The organism is Gabonibacter massiliensis, from assembly GCA_001487125.1.
In the GTDB taxonomy this organism is placed as follows: Bacteria; Bacteroidota; Bacteroidia; order Bacteroidales; family Marinifilaceae; genus Gabonibacter; species Gabonibacter massiliensis.
This window is the reverse complement of record LN913013.1, coordinates 1239315-1262269: the sequence shown is the minus strand read 5'-3', so window position 1 is coordinate 1262269 and position 22955 is coordinate 1239315. Positions and strand designations below refer to the sequence as shown.

13 protein-coding genes are annotated in these 22955 nt (G+C 41.8%); 6 read left to right on the top strand and 7 right to left on the bottom strand.

What is annotated here, in order from left to right; genetic code table 11:
- Positions 1-71 precede the first annotated feature (71 nt).
- The 4 genes from rbp (at position 72) to BN3283_RS09595 (ending at position 5660) form a co-directional block, all read left to right on the top strand.
- Positions 72-383 carry an RNA-binding regulator gene (gene rbp / locus BN3283_RS09610; protein WP_041502706.1) on the top strand — a complete coding sequence of 104 codons (312 nt, stop codon included), beginning with the start codon at positions 72-74 and terminating at the stop codon, positions 381-383.
- Between the two features lie 528 nt (positions 384-911).
- Positions 912-1181 (top strand): fibronectin type III domain-containing protein, encoded by a 270-nt coding sequence (locus BN3283_RS14770; RefSeq protein WP_082667133.1) that lies wholly within the window; start codon positions 912-914, stop codon positions 1179-1181.
- A 589-nt stretch (positions 1182-1770) separates the two neighbouring features.
- Positions 1771-2157: a fibronectin type III domain-containing protein gene (locus BN3283_RS09600; RefSeq protein ID WP_059026516.1), complete on the top strand. Its 387-nt coding sequence runs from the start codon at positions 1771-1773 to the stop codon at positions 2155-2157.
- A 248-nt stretch (positions 2158-2405) separates the two neighbouring features.
- Positions 2406-5660 (top strand): hypothetical protein, encoded by a 3255-nt coding sequence (locus BN3283_RS09595; RefSeq protein WP_059026515.1) that lies wholly within the window; start codon positions 2406-2408, stop codon positions 5658-5660.
- A gap of 427 nt (positions 5661-6087) precedes the next feature.
- On the opposite strand, the gene BN3283_RS09590 is transcribed toward BN3283_RS09595, so the two are convergent.
- From BN3283_RS09590 to BN3283_RS09560, 7 genes are all read right to left on the bottom strand, one after another.
- Positions 6088-8745 (bottom strand): zinc-dependent metalloprotease, encoded by a 2658-nt coding sequence (locus BN3283_RS09590; RefSeq protein WP_059026514.1) that lies wholly within the window; start codon positions 8743-8745, stop codon positions 6088-6090.
- Between the two features lie 86 nt (positions 8746-8831).
- Positions 8832-9920, bottom strand: a complete 1089-nt coding sequence (locus BN3283_RS09585; protein WP_059026513.1) for a thioredoxin family protein — start codon at positions 9918-9920, stop codon at positions 8832-8834.
- A 23-nt stretch (positions 9921-9943) separates the two neighbouring features.
- Complete coding sequence (locus BN3283_RS09580) at positions 9944-10882, bottom strand: hypothetical protein (protein WP_059026512.1); 939 nt, start codon at positions 10880-10882, stop codon at positions 9944-9946.
- Between the two features lie 29 nt (positions 10883-10911).
- Positions 10912-12501: a RagB/SusD family nutrient uptake outer membrane protein gene (locus BN3283_RS09575; RefSeq protein WP_059026511.1), complete on the bottom strand. Its 1590-nt coding sequence runs from the start codon at positions 12499-12501 to the stop codon at positions 10912-10914.
- A 15-nt stretch (positions 12502-12516) separates the two neighbouring features.
- Positions 12517-16128, bottom strand: coding sequence for a SusC/RagA family TonB-linked outer membrane protein (locus BN3283_RS09570; RefSeq protein ID WP_286137630.1), 3612 nt, complete (start codon positions 16126-16128; stop codon positions 12517-12519).
- Positions 16129-16272: 144 nt separating this feature from the next.
- On the bottom strand, positions 16273-17439 hold the full coding sequence (locus tag BN3283_RS09565; protein WP_059026509.1) for a FecR family protein: 1167 nt from the start codon (positions 17437-17439) through the stop codon (positions 16273-16275).
- Between the two features lie 116 nt (positions 17440-17555).
- A complete protein-coding gene (locus BN3283_RS09560) occupies positions 17556-18173 on the bottom strand; it encodes an RNA polymerase sigma factor (RefSeq protein ID WP_286137629.1) in 618 nt (205 codons plus the stop codon).
- Positions 18174-18397: 224 nt separating this feature from the next.
- On the opposite strand from BN3283_RS09560, the gene BN3283_RS09550 reads away from it, so the two are divergent.
- Positions 18398-19561 carry a FecR domain-containing protein gene (locus BN3283_RS09550; protein WP_059026506.1) on the top strand — a complete coding sequence of 388 codons (1164 nt, stop codon included), beginning with the start codon at positions 18398-18400 and terminating at the stop codon, positions 19559-19561.
- Between the two features lie 78 nt (positions 19562-19639).
- Positions 19640-22933: a SusC/RagA family TonB-linked outer membrane protein gene (locus tag BN3283_RS09545; RefSeq protein WP_070807469.1), complete on the top strand. Its 3294-nt coding sequence runs from the start codon at positions 19640-19642 to the stop codon at positions 22931-22933.
- The last annotated feature ends 22 nt before the right edge of the window (positions 22934-22955 follow it).

The window sequence follows — 22955 nt, the reverse complement described above, 5'->3', positions numbered from 1 at the left end:
TTGTTAAGTAGACTTCCTTTCAATTTTTTTTCGTCCTCATTTATTTATTATTAATCTTAAGTTTATTTATAATGAACATTTACATTTCAAATTTGAGTTACGGTATAAATGATACCGATTTAAATCAGCTATTCGCAGAGTACGGAGGTATTTCGTCCGCAAAAGTAATTATGGACCGGGAAACCGGTCGTTCAAGAGGTTTCGGTTTCGTAGAAATGAATGACGATGCTGAAGGTCAAAAAGCTATTGATGCATTGAATCAGGCTGAATACGACGGCAAAGTAATCAACGTGGCTGTTGCAAAGCCTCGTGTTGAAAGAGGTAATAACGGTGGCGGATATAATTCCAATCGCGGAGGTTATAACTCGAACAGGAGATATTGATCCGTATTTCGGAAAGTAGAAAAACTTTCCGAGTCCGATTTTAAAATAATGTAAATGGACTGTCTAACAAGTTTTAGGCAGTCCTTTTTTTTGATTAGAAAAAGGCAGTAAAATCTTTTTCTCTCTTATATTACAAATAAATGACCGGGTAAAAAATTCCAGGAGTATATAAAGAGTTGATTTCTTTATTTATGAATGCAATTTATATTTTAATTAGATATGATTATTGATTGCGTTTATGAATTTTTCAGTTTTTATATTTTAATGTTAACTATTTCCTTCCATCTTAATTTATTTATAAATATTTTTATTTTAAAAATTAAAATAATTTGCAAACATAAAGTAAATGTATAATTTTGCATATGATATATTTAATTATTAATACATAAATTAATAAAATCATGAAAAAGATAAGAAAAAAACATTTTGAAGTTATTCTTGTTCGTCTGTTTTGGCTTGGCTGTTGCTACAATTGCATTTGCTAGTACGAGAAATCCTATTGATCCCCCTGATCGTCCGGGAACGCCTATGGTTATTGATAAAAATAAAAATGGATGTACAATAGAATACACGAAGCCTAAAAAGGATGGAGGATCGCCAATAACAGGTTATATTATTGAGTGTAGAGACGGATTCTGGTCTTCTTGGAAGATCAAAGGAATATCTACGACACTTCGATATACTGCTGTGAATTTGATAGAAGGACATGAGTATAGTTTTCGTGTTAAAGCTGTCAATGCAGCTGGTCCGAGCGAGCCTTCGGATCCTAGCGATTATGAAACAATAAAAGATCGATAGTAGTTCTAATAAAATACGAAGAAATAAAAAAAGATCCCGGATAATTCAATGTCATGATTATTCGGGATTTTTTTTGTAATGTAAAATGTAGTTATAAAAATGTATTTTTATCGTTGTCTTTTAACAAAACAAAATGTGCTTTAGATGAGGTCGGATCGTCACTCTTTCAGAATGTGTAGCAATTCGTTTGCGGTCTCATTTTCGCCTAAATGGTCAGATCTGCTTTATATAGCGTGAGGCCCTCCTCGTTATACTCGCAGAAGTACACGGTGTTTCCATCGTTTGATATGCTGTAATAGCCTTTTTTTCTTTTCGGTAAATCAAATTTTTTGATCGGGTTTAAATTCCAGTCAAACACGAATATGGCTTCTCTTCGTAGTCCTGAATTTTATTTTTTTACGAAAATGCCCATCAACCGTACTATTCCTGCTGAAAAAAGAGATGTCAATTAAAAGCGATTAAAATTGAGTTTTTTTGTCACAACTGTAATCCATTGTGAAAATAATAATGATAATTATTTGCTAATATAAACAAAACAATTATTTTTGTAAAAAAAGAGTCTAATATTGATATTTAAATTAAGAAAGTTATGAAAAAGATTAGTAAAAATGTTTTGAAGCGATTTTTATTTGTTTGTTTAGGCTTGGTCTTTACAACAATTGTAGTTGCAACTGTAGTTCTTGAACCTCCTGGTCCCCCCACAGAACCTATGATAATTGAGAAAACGCCTACATCATGTACAATAACATACAAAAAACCTTTGCGTGACGGTGGATCAAAAATAGTGGCCTATTTTATTGAAAGTCAGTATAGTTATTCTGATAGGTGGGTGGATAGAGGTGGAACTAAAGAGCTTAAACATACGGTTATCAATTTGACGCCAGGGTCTAAGGTGAAATTTCGTATTATGGCTGTGAATAAAATTGGAAGAAGTGAACCGGTAGAAACTGATGAAGTAGCTCTGCCAGTGTATTAATAATTGTAATATAATACCGATAATAAAAAATCCCGGATAGTCATGATTGGGTTATACGGGATTTTTATTATAAAGGTAAAAATGGAACGGTAAAGTCTATTTTTAAAGATTAAGTTATTCTATATAAATAAACTATTCGAAAGTAGACGGCTTTGCCCTCTTCTGAAATTTTTATGCTCGAGAGGGCTTTCTGTTTTTAAGATATCATGTATTGTATAAGAGTAATTACAAAAGATAAAACCTGTACTATGGAAACGACAACCCTAAAAACCGTTATAGCTTACGAGAGCAAGTTGGTAAAAAGAAAATGGTTATTTAACCTCTTTGTCCTTGCGGCATTAGGCTATATAATAGGTGTTAGTCTCTTGGATAGTATGGTAATGCATCGCATTTCATGGGATAAATTTATATTCGCGTCTTCCTTTCCTCTACACGGGTTTTACTTTTTAAACCTGTTTCAATCGATAATCGTAGCCTTTATTACCTGCGATATCCAAAGAAAGCGGAAAAAAGCCGAAACCCGGGAGGTTCTTTCCGCCCGGCCTATCGGTAACGGACAGGCTTTTCTCGGGGAATTCTTGGGTATTTTTATCCCGTTCGCGGTGATAGACATTCTATTCATGTGTGTCTCCATGTCGATCAATCTATTTATTCCAAATTCCCCTGTTAATTTGTGGGTAAATCTTTTCTATTTTTTCACGCTCGCCTTACCGGCACTTGTTTTTATTACCGGGTTATCCTTATTCGTAAACAAGCTGGTCAGGCACTCTTTTGTCAGTTGGGTTATCCTGGTAGCTTTTCTCTATTTCGCATACTCCTACCTGACAACACCTCTTCACGGGATACTGGATTTCCGGGGGAGTTCGCTTCCGAGTTCTTTTTCCACCCTGGTCGGTTTTATGCATATGGAGAATTACCTGTTCCAGCGAGGTGCTGTCCTGTTATTCGGAATAGGTCTGCTCTATTTTGCCGCTCTCCTCACGAAGAGGCGACCCGGCATTCCCGGCCGGAAACGCTATTTAACCGTTCCCGCTTTCCTGTGTTTAGTACTGGCCCTGGGCCTTGGCACCGTATACGTTGAAAAATTTCAAACCCACCTGAAAAACAGGATGTGGTATCGCGAAACTTTCGTGAAATACCATGAATACCCCACGGCACGCGTGAGCGAGCACGATATCACCTATCGACCCGGGGGAGATAAATTCTCGGTAACAAGCCGGATGAAGATCCAAAACCGGAAAAAAGCAAAAATGGAGCAGCTTCTGCTCTTCTTAAACCCGGGATTAAAGATCGACAAGATCGAATCCGGGGGACAAAACCTTCCCTTTCGCAGGGACCGGCAGGTGATCGTCATCGAGCGTTCCCTGGCTCCCGGGGAAAATATCGAGATAGAGATGGAGTACGGGGGAACGATCGACGAGGATATTTACCAGATTAATATTCCGGATAATAAATTCTTTTCAACTGTCAGGTATAGTTTTGATTACGAAAATTACGGCAAACACACGGCTTTCGTATCGGATAGATACACCTTGCTTTTGCCGCAATTGATGTGGTACCCGATGGCGGTTCCCCCGGTCGGGTTACAGGCATCCAAAGAGACCGATTTCACGGATTATACCCTCCATGTTAAAAACCCGGGCGAGACGACCGTTTTATCGCAAGGTAGACCGACGAGAGAGGGCGATAGCGTCACGTTTAACAATTTGCAAAACCTGACCGGGTTAACCCTCTGTATCGGGAATTACGAGAAAAGAGCGATCACGGTCGATTCTCTTACTGTCGAGTTTTATACTTATCCGGGAAATAGTTTCTATATGAAATATTTCGATGAATGGGAAGCCTTGAAAAAAGATAACCCGGACCGGGAGAAAAATTTAAAAGAGATTTTTTATGAATGTAAAAATGAAATCGAATACCGTACATCCCTCCCTTACCCCTTTAAATACTTTAAACTGATCGAGGTTCCTTCCTCCTCCTATTTTCTAGGCTCAACTTCGTTTCGCGATAACATCCAACCGGAGATGGCACTTTTCAGGGAACGATTGTGCGGAGAACAAGCAAGACATCCCGGTACTCTTTCCGCGGATCCTAATCAAAACGAGAGCGTTGGGGAACAAATTCTGAACCGCGACATGCCCGCTTTTCTTAGTAGGATAGGAATAAAAAACATTTTCTCGAATTACAATAGCAGCCTCACGTCCGACAGGTACCAGGGCATAGAATTGATATTCAGGAAAATGATAAACACGAAAGGGCTTGAATATGACGTGAACCCGAAAATGCTAAATCATTTCGCGGAAAAAGGACTGAAAGGAATTATCACGGAAGGATACAGCAGGGAACAAAGTTCGGCCATTTCTTTAAAAGTGTCTCATTTATTGGGTTATCTCACGACGATTACCACCTGGGACTCCCTGACCCGCTTTATGCAGGAATTTAACGAGCGTACCCGTTTCCGGGAAGTGGACTTCGACTCGTTTGTCGAGGAGTTCGAACAGCGTTTCGGACAGAACATCAAGAGGTACATGGACGAGTGGTACACGAGTCGCCGGATGCCCCTGTTAAGGATAAAAGATCTGTCCCGCAAAACGACGGAAGAGATGCAAATCATCGATTTCAAGGTGGCCAATTTCAGCGAAACGGACGGTGTCGTTTCAATCCTTTTGTGTGATGATTACGGTTCGATAACCGGATATCGGAGTTACATCGTCAAACCCGGGGAATGTAAACGAATCGTCGTTCATGAAGACATAAAAAATGACCTGCGATTGACGACTAATTTTTCTGGAAATTTACCGAAAGACATTTTATTTTCGAACATGGACTCCCCACTCTCGGGGCTTGTGCCCAAAGAAGGAGTCACGCCGATCGATAGAAAAGAATTCTATCCCCCGGGAGAGATCATCGTCGACAACAAGGACGAAAATTTCCAGTTGATCGATTCGGCAAACAATCGAAAACGGTTGACCGACTTGGTCAAAAAAGAAGCGGACGATCAGGAATACGTTCCCCTGTTTGCGGTTAAGGCTAACACGTGGAATTTTGTTTTATCAGAGGGGATACACGGCGATCATATTCGTGACGCTTATGTAAAAAAAGCCGGCACGGGAAAGTTCAAAGCCGAGTGGACGGCAAATCTCCCGGAGGCGGGAAAGTACGAGATATTTATCCATCGGCCTCATATACTTGCTTCTTGCGAGGAAAAGAACGCTACAACCGATTACCCGGGGATGAAAAACTACTATACCGTTTACACTCCAACGGGCAAAGAGGAAATCATCTTGGAAGTTCCGGAAGGAGATCCCCGGCTGTATCTCCCGGCTGACCTAACCCTACCGGAAGAAAGCGCTTGGGTATCCTTGGGCAAATTTACCCTGCCGGCGGGAGAATCCCGTGTCGTGCTGGATGACCGGGGAGTGGCTCTCGTTCAGGATAAAACATGGGGCGATCATTTTCAGCTGGTAATAGCCGATGCGGTCAAATGGGTACAACTAAAATAATGATGAAAGCTTGATACGACACTATTAAATCTTAACCCGGGAATATTTTCAATTTGTAAAAACAAAAATATTCTATTTATAGAGATTTACATTCCCCGAAACGCTATCTGTGGTCGAAACGGAATGACCTCGTGCGTAAAAGACGAATAATTGACGTTAGTAGATAAAGGAATTGTGTGATTTTATAATTCCATGATTCGGGGATTGTCTTGTTTGACCGGAATTTATACTTGGCCGAACAAGAGTATAGCCTCCTATGGTTTTTGTTTTCTATCTTTTTTGTAAGAATATTTATTTATTGAATTTTTTATTTTGATAATAAGTTAGTTATTAAAGTAAAAAATAAATAAAACCGACCGAAAAATAAAAATTTCGGTCGGTTCTTTGTCCACACAAAATTAAAACATTGAATATAAGACTTGTTTTATCAAATTTTTGCTTCTTGGGTTAAGCGTTTCAATTCAATCAGCATGGCCTGATAATGTTCTTTGGAATCCCGGTTCGGGGCCGTGTTTATAGCTTGTTTCAATAGTTTTTCTATCTTTAAAGCCGTTGCCCACAAAGAGGTATTTGTCTCTTCGATGGTTTTCAGTTCGACTTTTCTTTGCCATCTGTAGCCTCCAGTCCCGAATGCGTCTGTGATTAATTTGGAGGCAACAGTTCCACTCCCTTGTGCTGCTTCTATCGAACGTAGCTCATCGATATACCGGTTGGTAAATCCGCTTTCATCCAAGCCATAGAGATAGATCTCTTCGAGTGAAGGCAAGAATACCTTATCGGAGGTGAGGCCCATGCTTAGTTTTTGTTTATTTTTGTCAGCCAACGTGCTTGCCAAAGAGGTTATCATCATTTTTTGCATGATTTTATCACCGGAAGTAACTTTTCGACCTTTAATTGCACTTTCCCATATGCTATGATATAGGTCGTCGAAATATTCTCTGATCGAGTAAGGGTCTTTGGAAACATGAGCGGACAATAACACGTTATTCCGGGATTTCCATAAAAGTTCGGCGGTTAGATCCTGAATTTTAGTGGAGATGGCCACTCCTAAGCCGATTTTATTGGTAATCTCTTTATTATCTAACCAATCGCAGTTTTTAATCTGGTTTAATGCCCATTTTAAGGCGGCACGCTGTGTTTTCTTCGGAACCGATTCGAAACGCTTTCCGGGGGTTCCGTCCTTTACCTCGTTGAGGTAGATTCCTCCCACGTTATACATTACGTTATTTATATAACGAAAGTATTGATTGGCGATCGAATTGTATAGTTTTGTCCGTTGAGCGACATCCGGGTCGTCCGTGATCCATTGGTTCAGGTGGGATAAAATGTATTTCAGATTTTTGATCCCGTAATCTCCCGCTTTCATGGCATCATTACCCAAATCCTCTTCTATGGCAGTCGGGTCGAATCTGGAATAAATTTGTTGTTTGCCGTAGCGATAAATCGGGTCTCCGGCCTTATCGTCAACCCATTTTTCCACTATTTTTGCCTCTTCTTCGGCATTTTTAGCTTTCGGAAAGTAAGAATATAACCATTTCACGGCGTATTCGTCATATACTCCTAAATCGGGAGGGGAGAGTGAGACTCCTTTGTCCGTGGGTTGTGCCACGTAATTGTATCGGGCGTAATCCATGATAGAAGGGGTTGTCCCGTATTTGCGCGTGAAAGAAACGGAACGTAATGAATCTACGGGATAAGCGGAAGAAGAGGCCATATTGTGCATAAAGCCGAGCGTGTGTCCTATTTCATGGGCTACCGCGTAAGCGAGCGATTCGTTTAGCACGTCATCGGGCATTTTCTTGGAGCGTACTCTCGGATCGACTTGTGCCGTCTGCGTGAAACGCCATTCGTTGATCAAACGGATCAAATCGTTGTAAATAATAACGGATGCATTGATAATTTCTCCGGTTGTCGGATCTACCCAGGAGGGCCCCATCGCGTTGGGCGTGCTGGTCGGGATATAGCGAATACAGGAGTATTTCAGGTTATCCGGGTCGAATTCGGGATCGTCTTTCGGAAAATCACGTACTTGCATCACGTTTTTAAATCCTATTTTTTCGAAAGCCTTGTTCCAGCGTAATACACCGTCTTTGACGGGTTGCCGCCAGGATTCCGGAAAAGCATCGTCCACGTACCACACGATCGGTTTTACCGGCTCAACCAGTTCCCCGCGTTCGAAAGCTGCAACATCCGAAGGCTCCAAACGCCAGCGATTGGCAAACGAGATGGCCTGCATACCGTCCTCGTTGTCCGAAAGTGATTTTTTCCCAGTTAAGAAAATACCGACTCTGGCATCCGAAATCCGGGGACGCATTTTTTGTTCCGGTAATAACAATAGGGAACGCGTGGCGTTCACGGTGAAAGGTTCGTTAGAGAGCAAACTGATAAGCCCCAACAGGCTGATCGAAACATTATAAGAGTATTGTGTTTTGATCATCACGTTGTCATCGAAAGCTTTGATTTCGCCTAATCTTATTCCTCCTGTTTTAGGAGTTGCTGTTACCGAGACAACAATACTGCCCTTGGAAACGGGAGACATGTCTGCTCCGGCGAATAACGTGGTCATATTTAAAACGACAGCCGTGCTGTCATTATTATATGCTTCGATTTTATAGCTATTCATGATCGGGTCCAAAAAATTCCGCTTCCTCATTATCTCTTCACGGGATTCGCTCGTGTTCAATTCGGTGGAAACATTTACCCTTTGCATGAATACGGTACTGTCTTTCATGGAAAACTTTATGTGCATGGGCGGTTTTTCTTTGTAACCGATCTGGCAAAACATATCGTCACTCGTTTCCGAGGCTACGGAGGCCAGTAACATATCGCGTCCCATGTACTTCACCGGGATTTCCACGTACAATTTGCCTTCAATTTTGTGTAAGGTGATGAACTTGCTTTCAGCAGTTTTGCGCCCCGGCTTTTTCATTAATTTCTCGTAGGGGGTCTCTTTCTTTTTGGGAGTTATCTGTTCGGTTTTCGCCTTCTCTTTTTTCTTTTTTCTTTTCCTGGAAGCTCCATCGGCCTCGTTAACACAGGGGAAAATCAGTAGAACTACTACAAATAATACTAACCATTTTTTCATACATCATTATTTAAAATTATACAATACGGAGGAATTCTTCTTGTTTTTATCTTTCATGCTAAAATCAGATTTTTCCTATAATTTACTTACTTGTCCAGATCGTCAATCATTTTTCCGAACTTCTCTTTGTCAGATACGGTTGAGAAAGCAGTCAAAATCTTGTTCTTTAATTTTTTTATACCCGATAGAAGGGTCTCGTTCTTATTTTGGTGCACAATTTGTAAAACCTGGGGTAATATATAGAGATTACCCTGTCCCGAGGTCATCATGGTTTCGATCGCACGAAGCATTTTGTCGGTGTCATTTAGCAGGGTCGCTTCCAGAAAGTCGAGCTGTTCTAAAAGTCCGGTTTTGTTTTTCATGTCGATCGTCGAGAGTTGACGACGCAGATCGCGTATGCTGTCTGTTGTTTTTTTCTTGTCGATAGATTCCCCTTTTGCAAGAGCATTCGTGTAGGAGTTAATGATTCCTGAGAAACATTGATACAGAAATAAATCGATGTTTAATTCTCCTACGTTTTTTTTGAATGTATCTAAGTTTTCCAACACGAATGAAAATCCGTCGTCCCCGTATTTTTGGTTCTCGAGTAAAAACCAGTAATCGGCCTGCATTCTTTCCTCTTTGCTCAAACGGGCTGTTAACTCCTTCAGTACTTCCATGCTTCGTTTTCGTTCGGCGGTTTCTTTTAAGAGAAAATAGTAGTTTTTCAGCTGTTCGTTGTTCATTCGCCCGGAGGCATGTAAATTTTCCTGATAACCGAAAGAGTTTTCTGTTATCATTCCCCGTTTTACTTTCGTGACGAAATCTTCTGCGTTAAGGCTGCTGCCTACTAATTTATGATATAATGTTCCGTCCGGATTCAAGATCAAATAGGTCGGGTATGCTTTGATGTCGAATTTTTTTCTCAGTTCGGCACCTTCTTTTTCCATATCGTACTCCACGCTGATAAACAACGGGTTGAAATAACTGCCGGCGGCGGGTTGTGTCAATATCTGTTCTCTCATTTGCTTGCAGGGACCGCACCACGAGGTGTAACAGTCGATAAAGAGATACTTTTTTTCGGCTTTAGCTTTGGTGAGGGCTTCTTTGAAACTCAGTTTTTCAAAGTTCACGCCTTGACCGAAAGCTAAAACAACAGATAATATAAATGCCGGAAGAAGAATAATTCTTTTCATAACACCTTTTATTCAGTAGTTTATTAAAATTGTTTGTTCTTTTTCAGGTACTCTTCGAACGCTTCTACCCATGTTTTTACCAGATCGAACTTGCGGAGTATTTTAGGGTAGTCTTTGTACTTTTCTTTTAATTCATCTTCTCGTCCGCGATAGACGTAAAAGTAGGTAATGTACTCGATAAGGTCTTCTTCGATCGATGGCGATCTGTAACCTTTGCCGTTTTTTAGAAGAGAAACCCACCTGAAAAAACTTTGTTGTTCGGGGCTTTCCATGGGATATAGGCCGACGTTTTTATTGTAATTCGATCCAAACCATAAACCTTCGTCCGTTATTTCTGAAAATGTTTCCACCCCTTTGTCATAATTTACCTGAATCCAACTTTTACTTTTGGCAGCTAAGATGCGACAGGCCCATATATTCAATTCCTCGTCTGTCATATCCGGAAGCTTGTGTAACTCTCCTATCGTGACACCTTTCAGACTTTCGGGGTAGATAGCGACTTCTCCCCAGATGCGCGTATTGAGATCGCTGAAACCTTTGTACAAGGTATCGACCAATAGTATGGAAGAGGGTCTGTATATTCCGCTTTTAGGTAAACGGGGAAGCACTTTTTCCTGGATAGCATGTAATGCTTTAAGCATGGCTGCGGAGTCGGAGGATAATTTTATGGATACGAATATGTCCGTGCTGAAAATATGATATCCGGGTTCAAACAGTACCAGATCTTTTATCGGATTTCCGAAATGATCCACGCGATCGCTCCCCTGATGAATAGTATCATTGACAAATATGGGCATATTGTCATTTGTATAAATGCTGTAAATTAACTGGTTGACTTCTCCTGATTTCTTTTCGATAACGAACCAGTCTAACATGTTTTCCGTGGCAAACACCTTCTCTTCCTTGTCACAAGCGGAGAATAGGAGGAGGGATAAAGTTAGATAGAATAAATATTTTAACATGTCTTTGCGTTTAAATGTTTAATAATAGATTAGTTGCGATCTTCTCTCGGCGGATTGTCGATCAATACTCCATTGTTGAAAACAAGTTCTTCCGGAGGTATGGGTAATACCCAGGCATTGTCTTCTCCGTAAGGTTTCAGCGTGTAGATTCTGTCCAACGGAGCTTTCTCGCCATAACTGGTTGCTGATCTGTATACCGCGTGGGATATGGACCTTTTCTCCGGATATTTGGAGGAGACCGCGTAACGGCGTAAATCGAACCAGCGATGTCCCTCGAAAGATAACTCTTTACGCCGTTCTTCCCGGATGAAATCGATCATGCTTTTACCGTTCAGTCCGTCGACAGACGGATATTTGTGGTCGGCATAACGTTTATCCATCAATGCTTTTAAGGTATTTGCGGCTTCCGGTTGATCCAGCATAGCTTCGGCTTCGGCTTTATTCAAGTAGACTTCGGCAGCCCGGAGAATAAACGAGTCGAAAACGGTCGGTTTCGGAAGTGTAATATTCCAGTTCGCGTATTGATTGTCCGGACTTTTTCTCATGTAGTAGTTGGAACTCTCTCCCGATGTCCTGGACTGTTCCAGAAAACATGTTTTCCGTAAGTCTTCCAATCCTTGGCTTTCGTACTTGGAGTATAAAGCGTACAATTCGTCGGAAACTCGATAGCGTACATTACCAAAGTTGTTGTCCATTAACAAACCGACGGTTGGCGAACCTTGCGTGAAAAAAACCTCCGGAGAGTCCGACGTGTTGAAGTAATCGCGCTCGGTTTCTCCCGGGACGCCGTTTCCCGGATTAAAATCATTTAAATCTCTTAGCTTGCATCCCAATTCCATGATTTTATTACACTCGTTGATCGCTAATTGCCATTCGCCCATGTATAGATAGACGCGACTTAACAGGGTACGGGCGGAAACTTCATTTGCACGGTAGATCGTGGGTTGTTGTATCCCCTCCAAATTGTTTATGGCATCTTGCAGGTCCGTCACGATTTGTTTATAAATAGTGGCTACGGATTCTCTTGCGAAATATTTTGCCTCGATGTATTCTGTTAAATTCAAAGGAACACCCGGGTCCCGATCTGCTGTTTCCCGTGAATACGGGTTCGCGTAAAGGTTTACAAGCATGAAATAGTATCCGGCCCGTAGGAATAATGCTTCGCCTTTGATGCGCCGTCTCATTTCTATAGGATCGGAAGGAAATTCTTTCACGTAAGAAATAATTACGTTCAAATAGCCGATGTGCTCGTACATTCTTTTCCAATCGACATCTTTAAAAATAGATCCGTTATACCCTATGAAAGGATTTTTCGCCCATGCATAAAAATTTCGCATGTAGTATACGGGATTACCAGCGAAATCAAGAAATACTTGTCCTGTCAGGCTCTCTTCTGAATCATCGTCCATGATATGCAGATAGGGATAATAACCGTAATCCGAACCATAATAAAATAAGGTCAGATTGTCCGATTGCTTCATATACCCGTTTCCGATCAAAATCTCGTCCAGATCGGCACAGGAGTTGGCATAGGTCAGGTCTTGCGAGTACTCGTGCAGGAAGTCGCCGCAAGAGACACATAAAAAGGCTCCTATAATTAAATTGAATATCTTTTTCATAATACCTTGTCTTACTTAAAATGTAACATTTAATTGTAATGAATAAGTGGGTCTTACGGACATGTTAATCAAGTCCGACGTTCCGGATTGCGAGGGATCCTGTCCTTTTAATTTGCGGCTGCATATCGTGAATAAATCAGTCCCGCTTATGCTGACATAGGCTGATTTGAGATATAGTTTTTTACAGAATTGATCCGGTATGACATAGCGCAATGAAGCACTTTGCAGTCTTACATAATTTCCGGATACGACCCGTGTATTTGAATTGTCGTACATATCCCAGATGTTGCGGGCGAATTTGTAGGGTTCGTTACTCCACCACGGATCGAGTGTTTTGGACCATTCGGAATGAGGTAATATCCCCGGAATATTCGTGTGTGATTCATCTTCGGAACGTTGCCAACGTTTCGTGAGCTCTTTACGAAGATTTCTTTCCGGTCCTACGATACTACCGTCTGAAGGATACATTCTGAATAGCCGGATTTTGGAACCGAAGCTGTAAGCTAAATTGAAGGAGAGACCTAAATTTCTCCAGCCGAGATAGTTGGAAACTCCCCCCTGTAAAAAAGGTTCGCGACAGCCGGAACGTTCCATCACGGTCATGTAAACCTCTTCTTTATCCATGCCCGCGTAAACCTCTTTCATGTCGATTTTTTCACCTTCACGGGTTACGAATCGATCCGCACCGTAAAAAAGGGGAGCACCGTTACGGGGATCCAATCCCTTGAATTTATAGGAATAAAACGTGTTTAGTGGCTGTCCGGAAACTTGTACACTTCCGTCTAAATAATTCGAGTAGGTTATTTCATCCTCTATTAATTTATCTTTGGGGGTAACCTTATCTATTAATTGATTGATCACCGAACCTAAATTGGGGTTGAAACGCCATATGAAACCTTTGCGACTGCCGTTTGTTCCCATCGTGTTGACCGGGGTTAAATTTAAAGTGACTTCGACTCCTTGATTGGTCAAATGCCCCGCGTTGACCGTGTAATTCTCAATTCCGTTTACGGTCGATACTTTTTTATTTAAGAAGGCATCCGACGTGTTACGGTAATAGTAACCGATAGAGCCTTGTACCTTATTTTGAAACAAGGAAAACTCTAAGTCGATATTGTATGTAGATGTTTTTTCCCATTTTAAATTCGGGTTGGGGTATCTGTTGATCGTAGAAAAATACTCGTTAAACAATATATTTGTTCCTTGTCTCTGAATGATTAATCGGGGAGAATCCTGAGCCGACATGTTTCCCTGGTAACCGAACGACATTTTAAGGGCAAGCATATTCAGCCAACTCACGTCGCTTAAAATGTTTTCATGCATGTTCCAGCGACCGGATACGGACCAGATCGGTAACAGCCGGTCGTTACTGGCATCCCCGAATTTGTTGGAAGCGTCGATTCGCATGTTGGCATTCAAAATATATGAGTTTTCGTAAGAGTAACTTACGCTTCCCACGAGTCCCACTAAGTTGGTCAGGTTGTGGCTCAAGCGTCCCAGTGCCTTGGGGGTCATCAACCATTTTTTATAGTCAGGATATTTGTTGCCTTCAATATCGATGGCATCGAATATCATTCCGCGGTCGGGGAGATAACCTCGTCTTGTAATATTGAAACCCGTGTATTTGGAAGAGCTTAATTCTCCGATGACATTTGCCGTTAGCTGATGGCGTTGGTTTTCGTCCAACATTTTGTTGAAATTCAGAGAGGCTCGCAGGCTATAACTGTTGTTTTTCGTGTTGCTGATTTGTAATTCTCCCCCCACCGGACAAGTCGAGAAATTGGATATCTCCCCGGTTTCTCTGTCTTTCCGCCGTAAATTGGAAATATACCAGGTATCCTCGCCGAAATAGATTTGCTCATTCGTGTGCGACACGTTATAGGCGAAAACAACTTCCGCTTTCAAAAAAGGAAGGACTTTGTACCCTAAATTAAGATTCAGGCCGATTTGATCCGTATCGATGTCGTCCGAGGAATTTTTGTATTCGTTGATAATATTGAACGCGTGCTCCTCGTTGTTGTTGGTCCCGCTTGTCAGCCGTTGATAATACAGTAAGCTTCCGTCTTTGTTGTAAGGGGAAACGCTTCGCGAAGTGTTGTAAGCGTAGTCGGTCATCCCGACATCTTTCGGGGTATACTCTTTTTTCTGTAAATTGGCATTTAGACCAAAATGCAAGGAGAAACGCTTGTAATCTACATTTAAGTTGACCAAACCCGAATAACGTTTATTCTGTTCTCCCCGGATGTTGCCTGATTCATCCATGTATCCCAAAGAGGCGTAATAACGTATGTTGTTCGTACCTCCGGACAGACTCAACGTGTGGTTCTGGGAGTATGTGTCTCGCATCAATGTGCCCAACCAGTCCGTGTTTGCTGTTTCCATGGCACGGACCGAATTGATGAATTCATCGTGGGTGATCACCTTATTACAATAATCATAATAAGCGGATTCATACCCGACCCAACTTTTCAAATCCGGGATGGCTAACTGGGCGTCTATCAACTCCCGGGAATAAGCGATGCGTTCTTGAGAGTTCATCACGTTTACCGAGCGGTCGGTGTAACGGGGACGAATCCGGTAGGTCCCGGACACGGAATAAGATATGGACGGTTCGCCGACCTTACCTTTTTTCGTGGTAATGACGATGACGCCGTTGGAAGCTTTGGGGCCGTAAATGGCAGTTGCCGACGCGTCTTTCAGGACGTCGATCTGGTCTACGTCGTCCGGGTTTAATCCGGAAATGGCATTTCCCAGCAAATTCACGAAATCCAAATCATTGACGGAAGCCGGATCGACATTAACCGGATCGGTTAGGATGACTCCGTCCAATACCCACAATGGAGCCGTAGATCCTAAGATCGTGGTTGTTCCCCTGATCTTTACCTTGGGTGTTGTTCCCACTTGTCCCGAATTACGTATAAAAATCATCCCCGGCACATGACCTTCCAGCATTTGGTCTACGGTGTTGATGCCTGCCACGGCAATGTCTTCTGCTTTCAAAGAAGTTACGGAGCTGGTTAAATGACGTTTGTCTACTTTGTAATAACCGTAAGACACAACTTCGTCTAATGTGGCGGTTTCCTCCTCCAGGATCACATGAAGCGGTTTTCCCTCTTTCGCCACTTTTTCTACGGACTTCATCCCGATAAATGTAAACAATAGTACTATTTTTGACGTGTCATTGGGAATCAATAGTTTGAATTCTCCTTTCGTGTCTGTAGCCGTTCCTATGGTTGTCCCTTTCAATCTTACCGTTACCCCGGGTAAGGGAATCGAATCTCTATCCGTGACTTTGCCTTGTATCGAAACGTTCTTTTTCTCCTCCTGCTGACGTTTGCGAATAACCACCGTATTGTCCATCAATTCGTAATATAGACCCGTACCTTTCAAACAAATATCCAATACTTGTGTGATCTCCATATCTTTGATATCAACCGTAATCCGTTTATTGTTTTCTACTTGTTCGTGATTATAGACAAACAGGTAATCGGACTGCTGCTCGATTAGTTTAAATACTTTTTCCAGTGAACTCTCTTTTACCTGAAGCGAGATTTTGGTATTTTGGGAATACAGGGCAGCGGATAATGGCATAAAATTAACAAATAATAGAATAGATGTTAATTTCATTATGTCCATCGTTTTTTTTAAAATACGATTCTTTAAAAATCGCATTTGTCGATTTTTCTTCATAGATTTGTTTTGCTAAAAAATTAAACACATTGTTGTTTTTTAAGCTGTTGAAAGGCCTAATTTTCAACAGCTTTTTTGTCATTATTTCGAGATTACCACGGTTCTTCCCTGCATGGTAAATTTTATCGCACCCGTTTTTTCCAAAAAATTCAACATTTCGTTGATATCACTATGGCGACGTATAGTCCCGGTAAAATGTAAATCTTTTACTTCAGGAGTTTTATAATTAATTTCGACATCATACCATCGGGACAAGATGTCCAATACTTCTTCCAGGCGTTGTTTATTGAATACAAACCATCCATCCTTCCAGGCTACGAATTCTTTTGTATCTACTTCGGATAACGTAACCTTTCCGTTTTCTTCCCGGAGCTGCATGGAAGGATGAAGCAAGTATCCCTGTTTTTTAATAACTATTTCAACCTTACCCGTCACTAACGTGGTCACGAAGCTTCCGTCGTAATTGTTGATATTGAAGCTTGTTCCTAATACCTTAATCTCGTTGTCGCCCATTTCCACGATAAAAGGTTTTTCCTTGTCTTTCACGACCTCGAAATAGGCTTCCCCGTTCAATTTGATCCGGCGTTCTTTTCCGGTGAATCGTGAAGGGAACTCCAATTCTGAAAGTGAATTCATCCATACCCGGGTACCGTCTGCGAGGATCAGTTTATATTCGCCTCCTTTCGGTACGATGATTTGGTTGTTTTGCGCTTCTCTTTCCGTGCTGCCGGAGTCCTTTGTAACGGTTACGATTCCTTGTTCTTCCGATTGAATAATCGCACCGTCTAATCGGGTATTTATTTCGGTTTGACCGTCTAATACATAGTGTTCGCCATTGGCTAATTTCAGAAATGCTTTATATCCGCCTTTTGGGGGAATAACCGTTTCCCGGGTAATCGTTGTATCTTTGGTTTGCGGTTCCATGATGAACTTATAGCCGATCCCTAAACAGACGCCAATAAGCAGAATGGCGGCATATCGCGTTAAAACTATTTTGCGTTTTGGTTTTTGATAAATCCTTTTCCGGATAGTATTCCAACTCTTCTCTTTGTTCTCTTTTTTCCGAAAATGAAACCTTTTTTGCAATGATGATTTGTCTTGTATCCGGTAGAGTAACTCGCTATGGGCAGGAGACTCCTCAATCCAGCAACGGAGTGCTTTTTCTTCTTCCGGAGTTAATGTCCCGTCCAAGTAATGTTTTATCAGTCGGATTCTTTCCTCTATGGTCTCGTTTAAATCGTTTTTCATCTCTTCGTATGGTAACGACCCTATTGGGGCATCATATTAAATACAAAGAAGTCGCCCGGGAGGACGACAGAGAATATGATTTTTTTTGAAATTTTTTTCTATAGGCGTACGGGTAATTAAAATCCCAAAATGACGGAAACGATGAAAAAATCGTTCAGTTTTGCTTTTAAGGCTTGTCGGGCCCGTGCTTTGTGGGTTCTCACCGTGTTCACGGAAACATGCATGATCTCCGCCATCTCGATGTTGTTTTTTCCTTCGAGATGCATCAGTATAACTTTACGCTGTTCTCCCGGTAATTCGTCGATCTCTTTCATCACGATACGGTATACCTCCTCTTCCACTACCATATCGGCAAACCCTTCTTCGGAGGCCAGCAGTTTATATTCGTTCTGATAATTTTCTTCTAATTTTTTGATGCGGATATAATTGAGGCAACGATGACGCATGGATTGATAGATAAACATTTTTAAATGCAATCCGGATTCGATGGTTTCTTTGGCTTTCCACAGATTGACAAAAACATCCTGGACAATATCGATAGCGACCTCTTCTTCTTTTAACATACGCGTACCGAACATGCACAGGGAGTCGTAGTACATCTCGTAGTAATAGCGAAATGTCTCTTCGTGTCCCTCTCTGAAGGAAGTCAATCTGTTTTCAGGAATAATAGTCATGTATTCTTGTTCACTATCTATAAACGAATGTCGCCTTTCCATTCGTGAACAAAAATACATATTTTTCCATTGATACCAAATTGAAATAGAATAGAAGGTGTTTATTTTCGTATTGAAATATAATGAAATATTGTTGTGTTAATATAGTTCGTTCTGTTTTTACGCTTCCGGGAAACGTTTTTTTCGGATTACCTCGATTTTTAAGAACCGTTCTCATTTTTTTTAATGGGGTTGTCACCCATTTGCGGAAGAAGTGTGTTTGTGGTGTATAAAGATGCAAAGAAATGAAAAAAGAAAAAGAGATATACGAGTTGATTGTTGCTTACCTGCGGGAGGTTATTTCAGAAGAAGAGAGGATGGAGTTGCAGGAATGGATGGATAAGCATGAAAGTCATAAACGTTTATTTGCTGAATTATGCGATAAAGAGCGAGTGAAAGAGGAGATCGGACAATACGCTTCGTTTGATACGGAAGGCCGATGGAAACAGTTTGAAAAGAATCTGGAGCAAGAGAGGAAAAGAAGCAGAAGGGGCGTCATTTGGAAGATCAGTGCCGCATCTGTTGCGGTTTTGTTGGCGGTAGGCATAGGTTTACTTTACTATCCTTCGAAAAAGGAGAGTGTTAAACGGAATGCAGAGGTCATGGCTATCGTTCCCGGGGAGACTCAGGCTGTTTTGATATTGGGCGATGGACGGGAGGTCGTTTTAAAAGGAATGAGAGACACTGCTTTGTTGACGGGAAGCGGTGAACAAATCCGGGTGGATGAAAAGGGTGAGCTGCAATATGCTTTGTCTGAAAAATCGAATATACCGGAGATGCATACTTTGCGTATTCCGCGGGGAGGGGAGTACAAAATAACTTTGGACGATAGTACGCGGATATGGTTGAATAGTGAAACCCAATTTACCTATCCTGTTCATTTCACGGGTAAGGAACGGAAAGTAAAGGTAACGGGAGAGGCTTACTTTAAGGTGACGGAAAATAAGGAAAGGCCTTTTATCGTGGAAACGGATAAAATGAATATACGCGTATTGGGAACCTCTTTCAATGTTACGACTTATTCGGACGAGGAGGAAAGCAATACCACGTTGGTGGAGGGGAGGGTCGAAGTCTCTTTACCGGGAAGTACTGAAAAGATCGTACTGAAACCGGGAGAGCAGGTTTTGATACGGAAAGAAAAGGCAGAGGTACGGAAGGTAAACACGAAATTATATACCTCCTGGATGCGGGAGCGTTTCTCGTTCGAGAGCGAAGATATGGAAGCGGTTATCCGCAAGTTATCGCGCTGGTATGACGTCAGTTTCTTTTTTACCAATCCGGAGATGAAGCAAAAGCGATTCACGGGTAGTATCCCGAAATACGAAGAGATCCACCGGGTGTTGAAAATGATGGAGATGACGACAAGTATTCGTTTCTCCGTAAAAGATAAGACCATTATTGTACGATAAAATACAGGAAGTGCAGCGAACACCTCCTGTGTGGATTGAAAAATTGATGTAGTATAAACAATTTAACCTTACAAAGGTATGAAAAAAAAGTCAAACGTAAGGGGTAGTGATGGGACTGCCCTGAGAAAAATCTGTACGATCATGAAACTTTGTATGTTTCTGTTGCTGTTTACGATGCTTTCTGCTTCTGCACGCAGTTTGGCCCAAGAAACACGGGTTTCTATGGAAAAGAAATCGATTAGTTTGCTTACCGTATTAAAAGAGCTGGGTGAAAAAACCGATTACGAATTCTTTTATAACGATGACGAGGTGATGCGCTGGAAAGTTTCCGTCTCGGCGAAGGAGGCGACAGTGACGGAGATTTTGGACCGGGTATTAAGGAGCACCTCGCTTACTTATAGTATAGTGGATAACATCATCGTTATTTCACCGAAACCTGAAGAAAAAGCAAAGCGTTGGCGAATATCCGGTACGGTAAAAGACGACAAGGGAGAACCGATGGTTGGAGTTACCGTATTCTTGAAAGGAACGACGATCGGAACGGCCACGGATCCGGCTGGTAAATTCAACTTGAACTTTTTGAAAAAAGACAGTGTAACGGTCGTATTCTCTTTTATCGGCATGAAAACCCAGGAACGTCTTATAAAAGATACACTTGTTACCGATATGGTGGTTACCATGGTGCCGGAGGTCGATGAGTTGCATGAAGTGGTTGTTACCGGTTTCGGTAATAAGTCGAAGAATAGTTATACGGGTTCCGCTACCAGTATCAGCAGGGAACAGTTGATGAGTGCCGGTTCCAAAAATTTGTTGACCAGTTTGGCGGCTTTTGTTCCGGGAATGCAGGTCGTGGCGAACAATGAACGGGGATCGGATCCCAATACCCGTCCGGAGATTTTGATTCGCGGAAGGAGTAGTTTCGAAGGCTCATCCAATGTTCCGACCTTTATCGTGGACGGGGCGGAGGTAAATTTGGATTACGTGTTCGATATGGATATCAATGATGTGGAGAATGTTACCGTGTTGAAAGATGCTTCTGCTTCTGCCCTGTATGGTGCGAAGGCATCGAAAGGAGTAGTCGTGATTACCACGAAACCGTTGAAGGAAGGAAAGATGAGAGTTTCTTATAGCGGGACATTTCGCGCTTCTATCCCGGATTTAAGTGATTATCATTTGTTGAATGCCGCGGAAAAATTGGAATACGAACGGCGGGCTCGTTTATACATCGATACGGAAAAGGAACAATATAAATTGGACGAATTGTACAACGAGAAATTCCAGCGGGTGAAAGAGGGAGTAAATACGGATTGGAAATCCAAGCCTTTACGTAATGCCTTTACGCAGAATCATAATATTAGTATTGCCGGGGGAAACGAATATGTAAGATATAGTATGACCGCCCGTTACGGTAGCGATCAGGGCGTTATGAAAGAGTCCAAGAGGGATCGCTATTCTTTCGGTTTTAAATTATCTTATAACAAGCAGGATAAGGTATACGTGTCTAATATCATGACGATTACTTCGGTTAATAACGTGGAGTCCCCTTACGGTTCATTTAGTCAGTGGACGGCTTTGAATCCTTATGACCGGGCCTATTTGCCGGATGGTTCGATAAATCTGGATTTATCCTATATTGATCCTAATGCACCGATACCTCTTCACGAGGTTTCTTTGGGAAGCTATAATAAAGGTGAACAGTTTTATCTGAATAATGTGTTGGATATAAAGATAGAATTACTGAAGGATTTTCGAATAGAAGGTCAGTTATCGTTGAATAAGAGTAAAAACGATACGGAGGTATTTGTCTCCCCGTTGTCAAATCGGTTTAAAGGCAAATCGGCTTCGGAGTCTGGCTCGATTGAGATTTCCAATACCAAATCTATGGATTATTCCGGAAGGTTGATGTTATCGTACAATAAGATGTTTGGTCCTGGTACTTTACTGAGTTTATTGGCAGGGGGAACCATTCAATCCACCGAAAGTAATTCGAACGGGTACAGGGGCATAGGAATTTTTTCAGACAAATTGGCACATCCTGCTTTTGCTACCAAATACCCGGAGGGGGAAGCGCCGTCGGGATCTCAGGATATTTCCCGTACGATGGGTGTTTTTATGAATGCCAATATGATTTATGACGACCGTTATTTTTTAGATGCTTCCATTCGTTATGAAGGAAATTCGAAATTCGGCTCGGAACAACGTTACGCTCCTTTCTGGAGCGTGGGAGCGGGATGGAACATTCATAAGGAAAAGTTTATGCAGTCTTTGCGGGCGGAACGCTTGAAATTGCGGGGAAGTATCGGATATACCGGTAATGCTTCGTTCTCTCCTTACCAGGCGATGACGACTTATAAGTACGATTCGCAATTGGATTATGGCGAAGGTATTGGAGCGGTACCGATGGCGATCGGTAATCCCGATTTGAAATGGGAACGGACGTTAACCTACAATGCCGGATTAGATGTTGTGTTTTTTTCACGTCGATTGGATATGAGCGTGGATTACTATTATAAACTGACGGACGATCTGTTGTTGGATGTGGCGAAAGCGCCTTCCGTAGGAACCATCACGGCGAAGGAGAATTTGGGAAAAATAGCCAATACCGGTATCGAAGTACAAGCCAGGGTTGAAGTATTGAGAAATAAAAATTGGAATTGGGCACTTTCTGTGACGATGCAACATAACCGGAATAAGATTAAAAAGATCAGTAATGCCTTGAATGTAATGAACGACTCCCTGAATGCAAAAAAAACGGTGATGCCGCCTCCGGTTTACGAAGAGGGACAATCCACGTCGGCCGTAAAGGCCGTAAAATCGGGAGGGATCGATCCGGCGACGGGAATGGAGATCTATATCGATAAGCAAGGAAATCCGACTTTCGTGTATGATTATTGGGACAAGCGGGTCTATGGAGATTCGGATCCGGATGTGTCCGGAACGTTCAATTCCTATCTTAATTGGAAGGGAGTTTCATTGAATATGCTGTTTCAATACTCTTTGGGTGCGACGATATATAATCGGACACTTGTGACGCGGGTAGAGGGGGCTAATCCTAAAAAGAATGCTGATCGCCGGGTATTGGAGAGTAGATGGAGTAAAGTGGGGGATAGAGTGAAATACAAGGATATAGCCGATGCTTCTATTCCTGAGATTACCAGTCGTTTCATTCGGGATGAATATTATCTGAATATGTCGAGTTTAAGTGTTGCTTATGATTTTACATCCCGGTTTTGTTCTAAATTGTATTTGAGTCGGTTAAGGGTGGAATTTTTGATGAATGATCTGTTCCGGATTTCGACTATAAAACAAGAACGGGGATTGGACTATCCTTTTGCCCGGAGCTTTGAATTCTCGATTAGTGCAGCATTTTAGTATTAACGGTAAAAATAAGAGT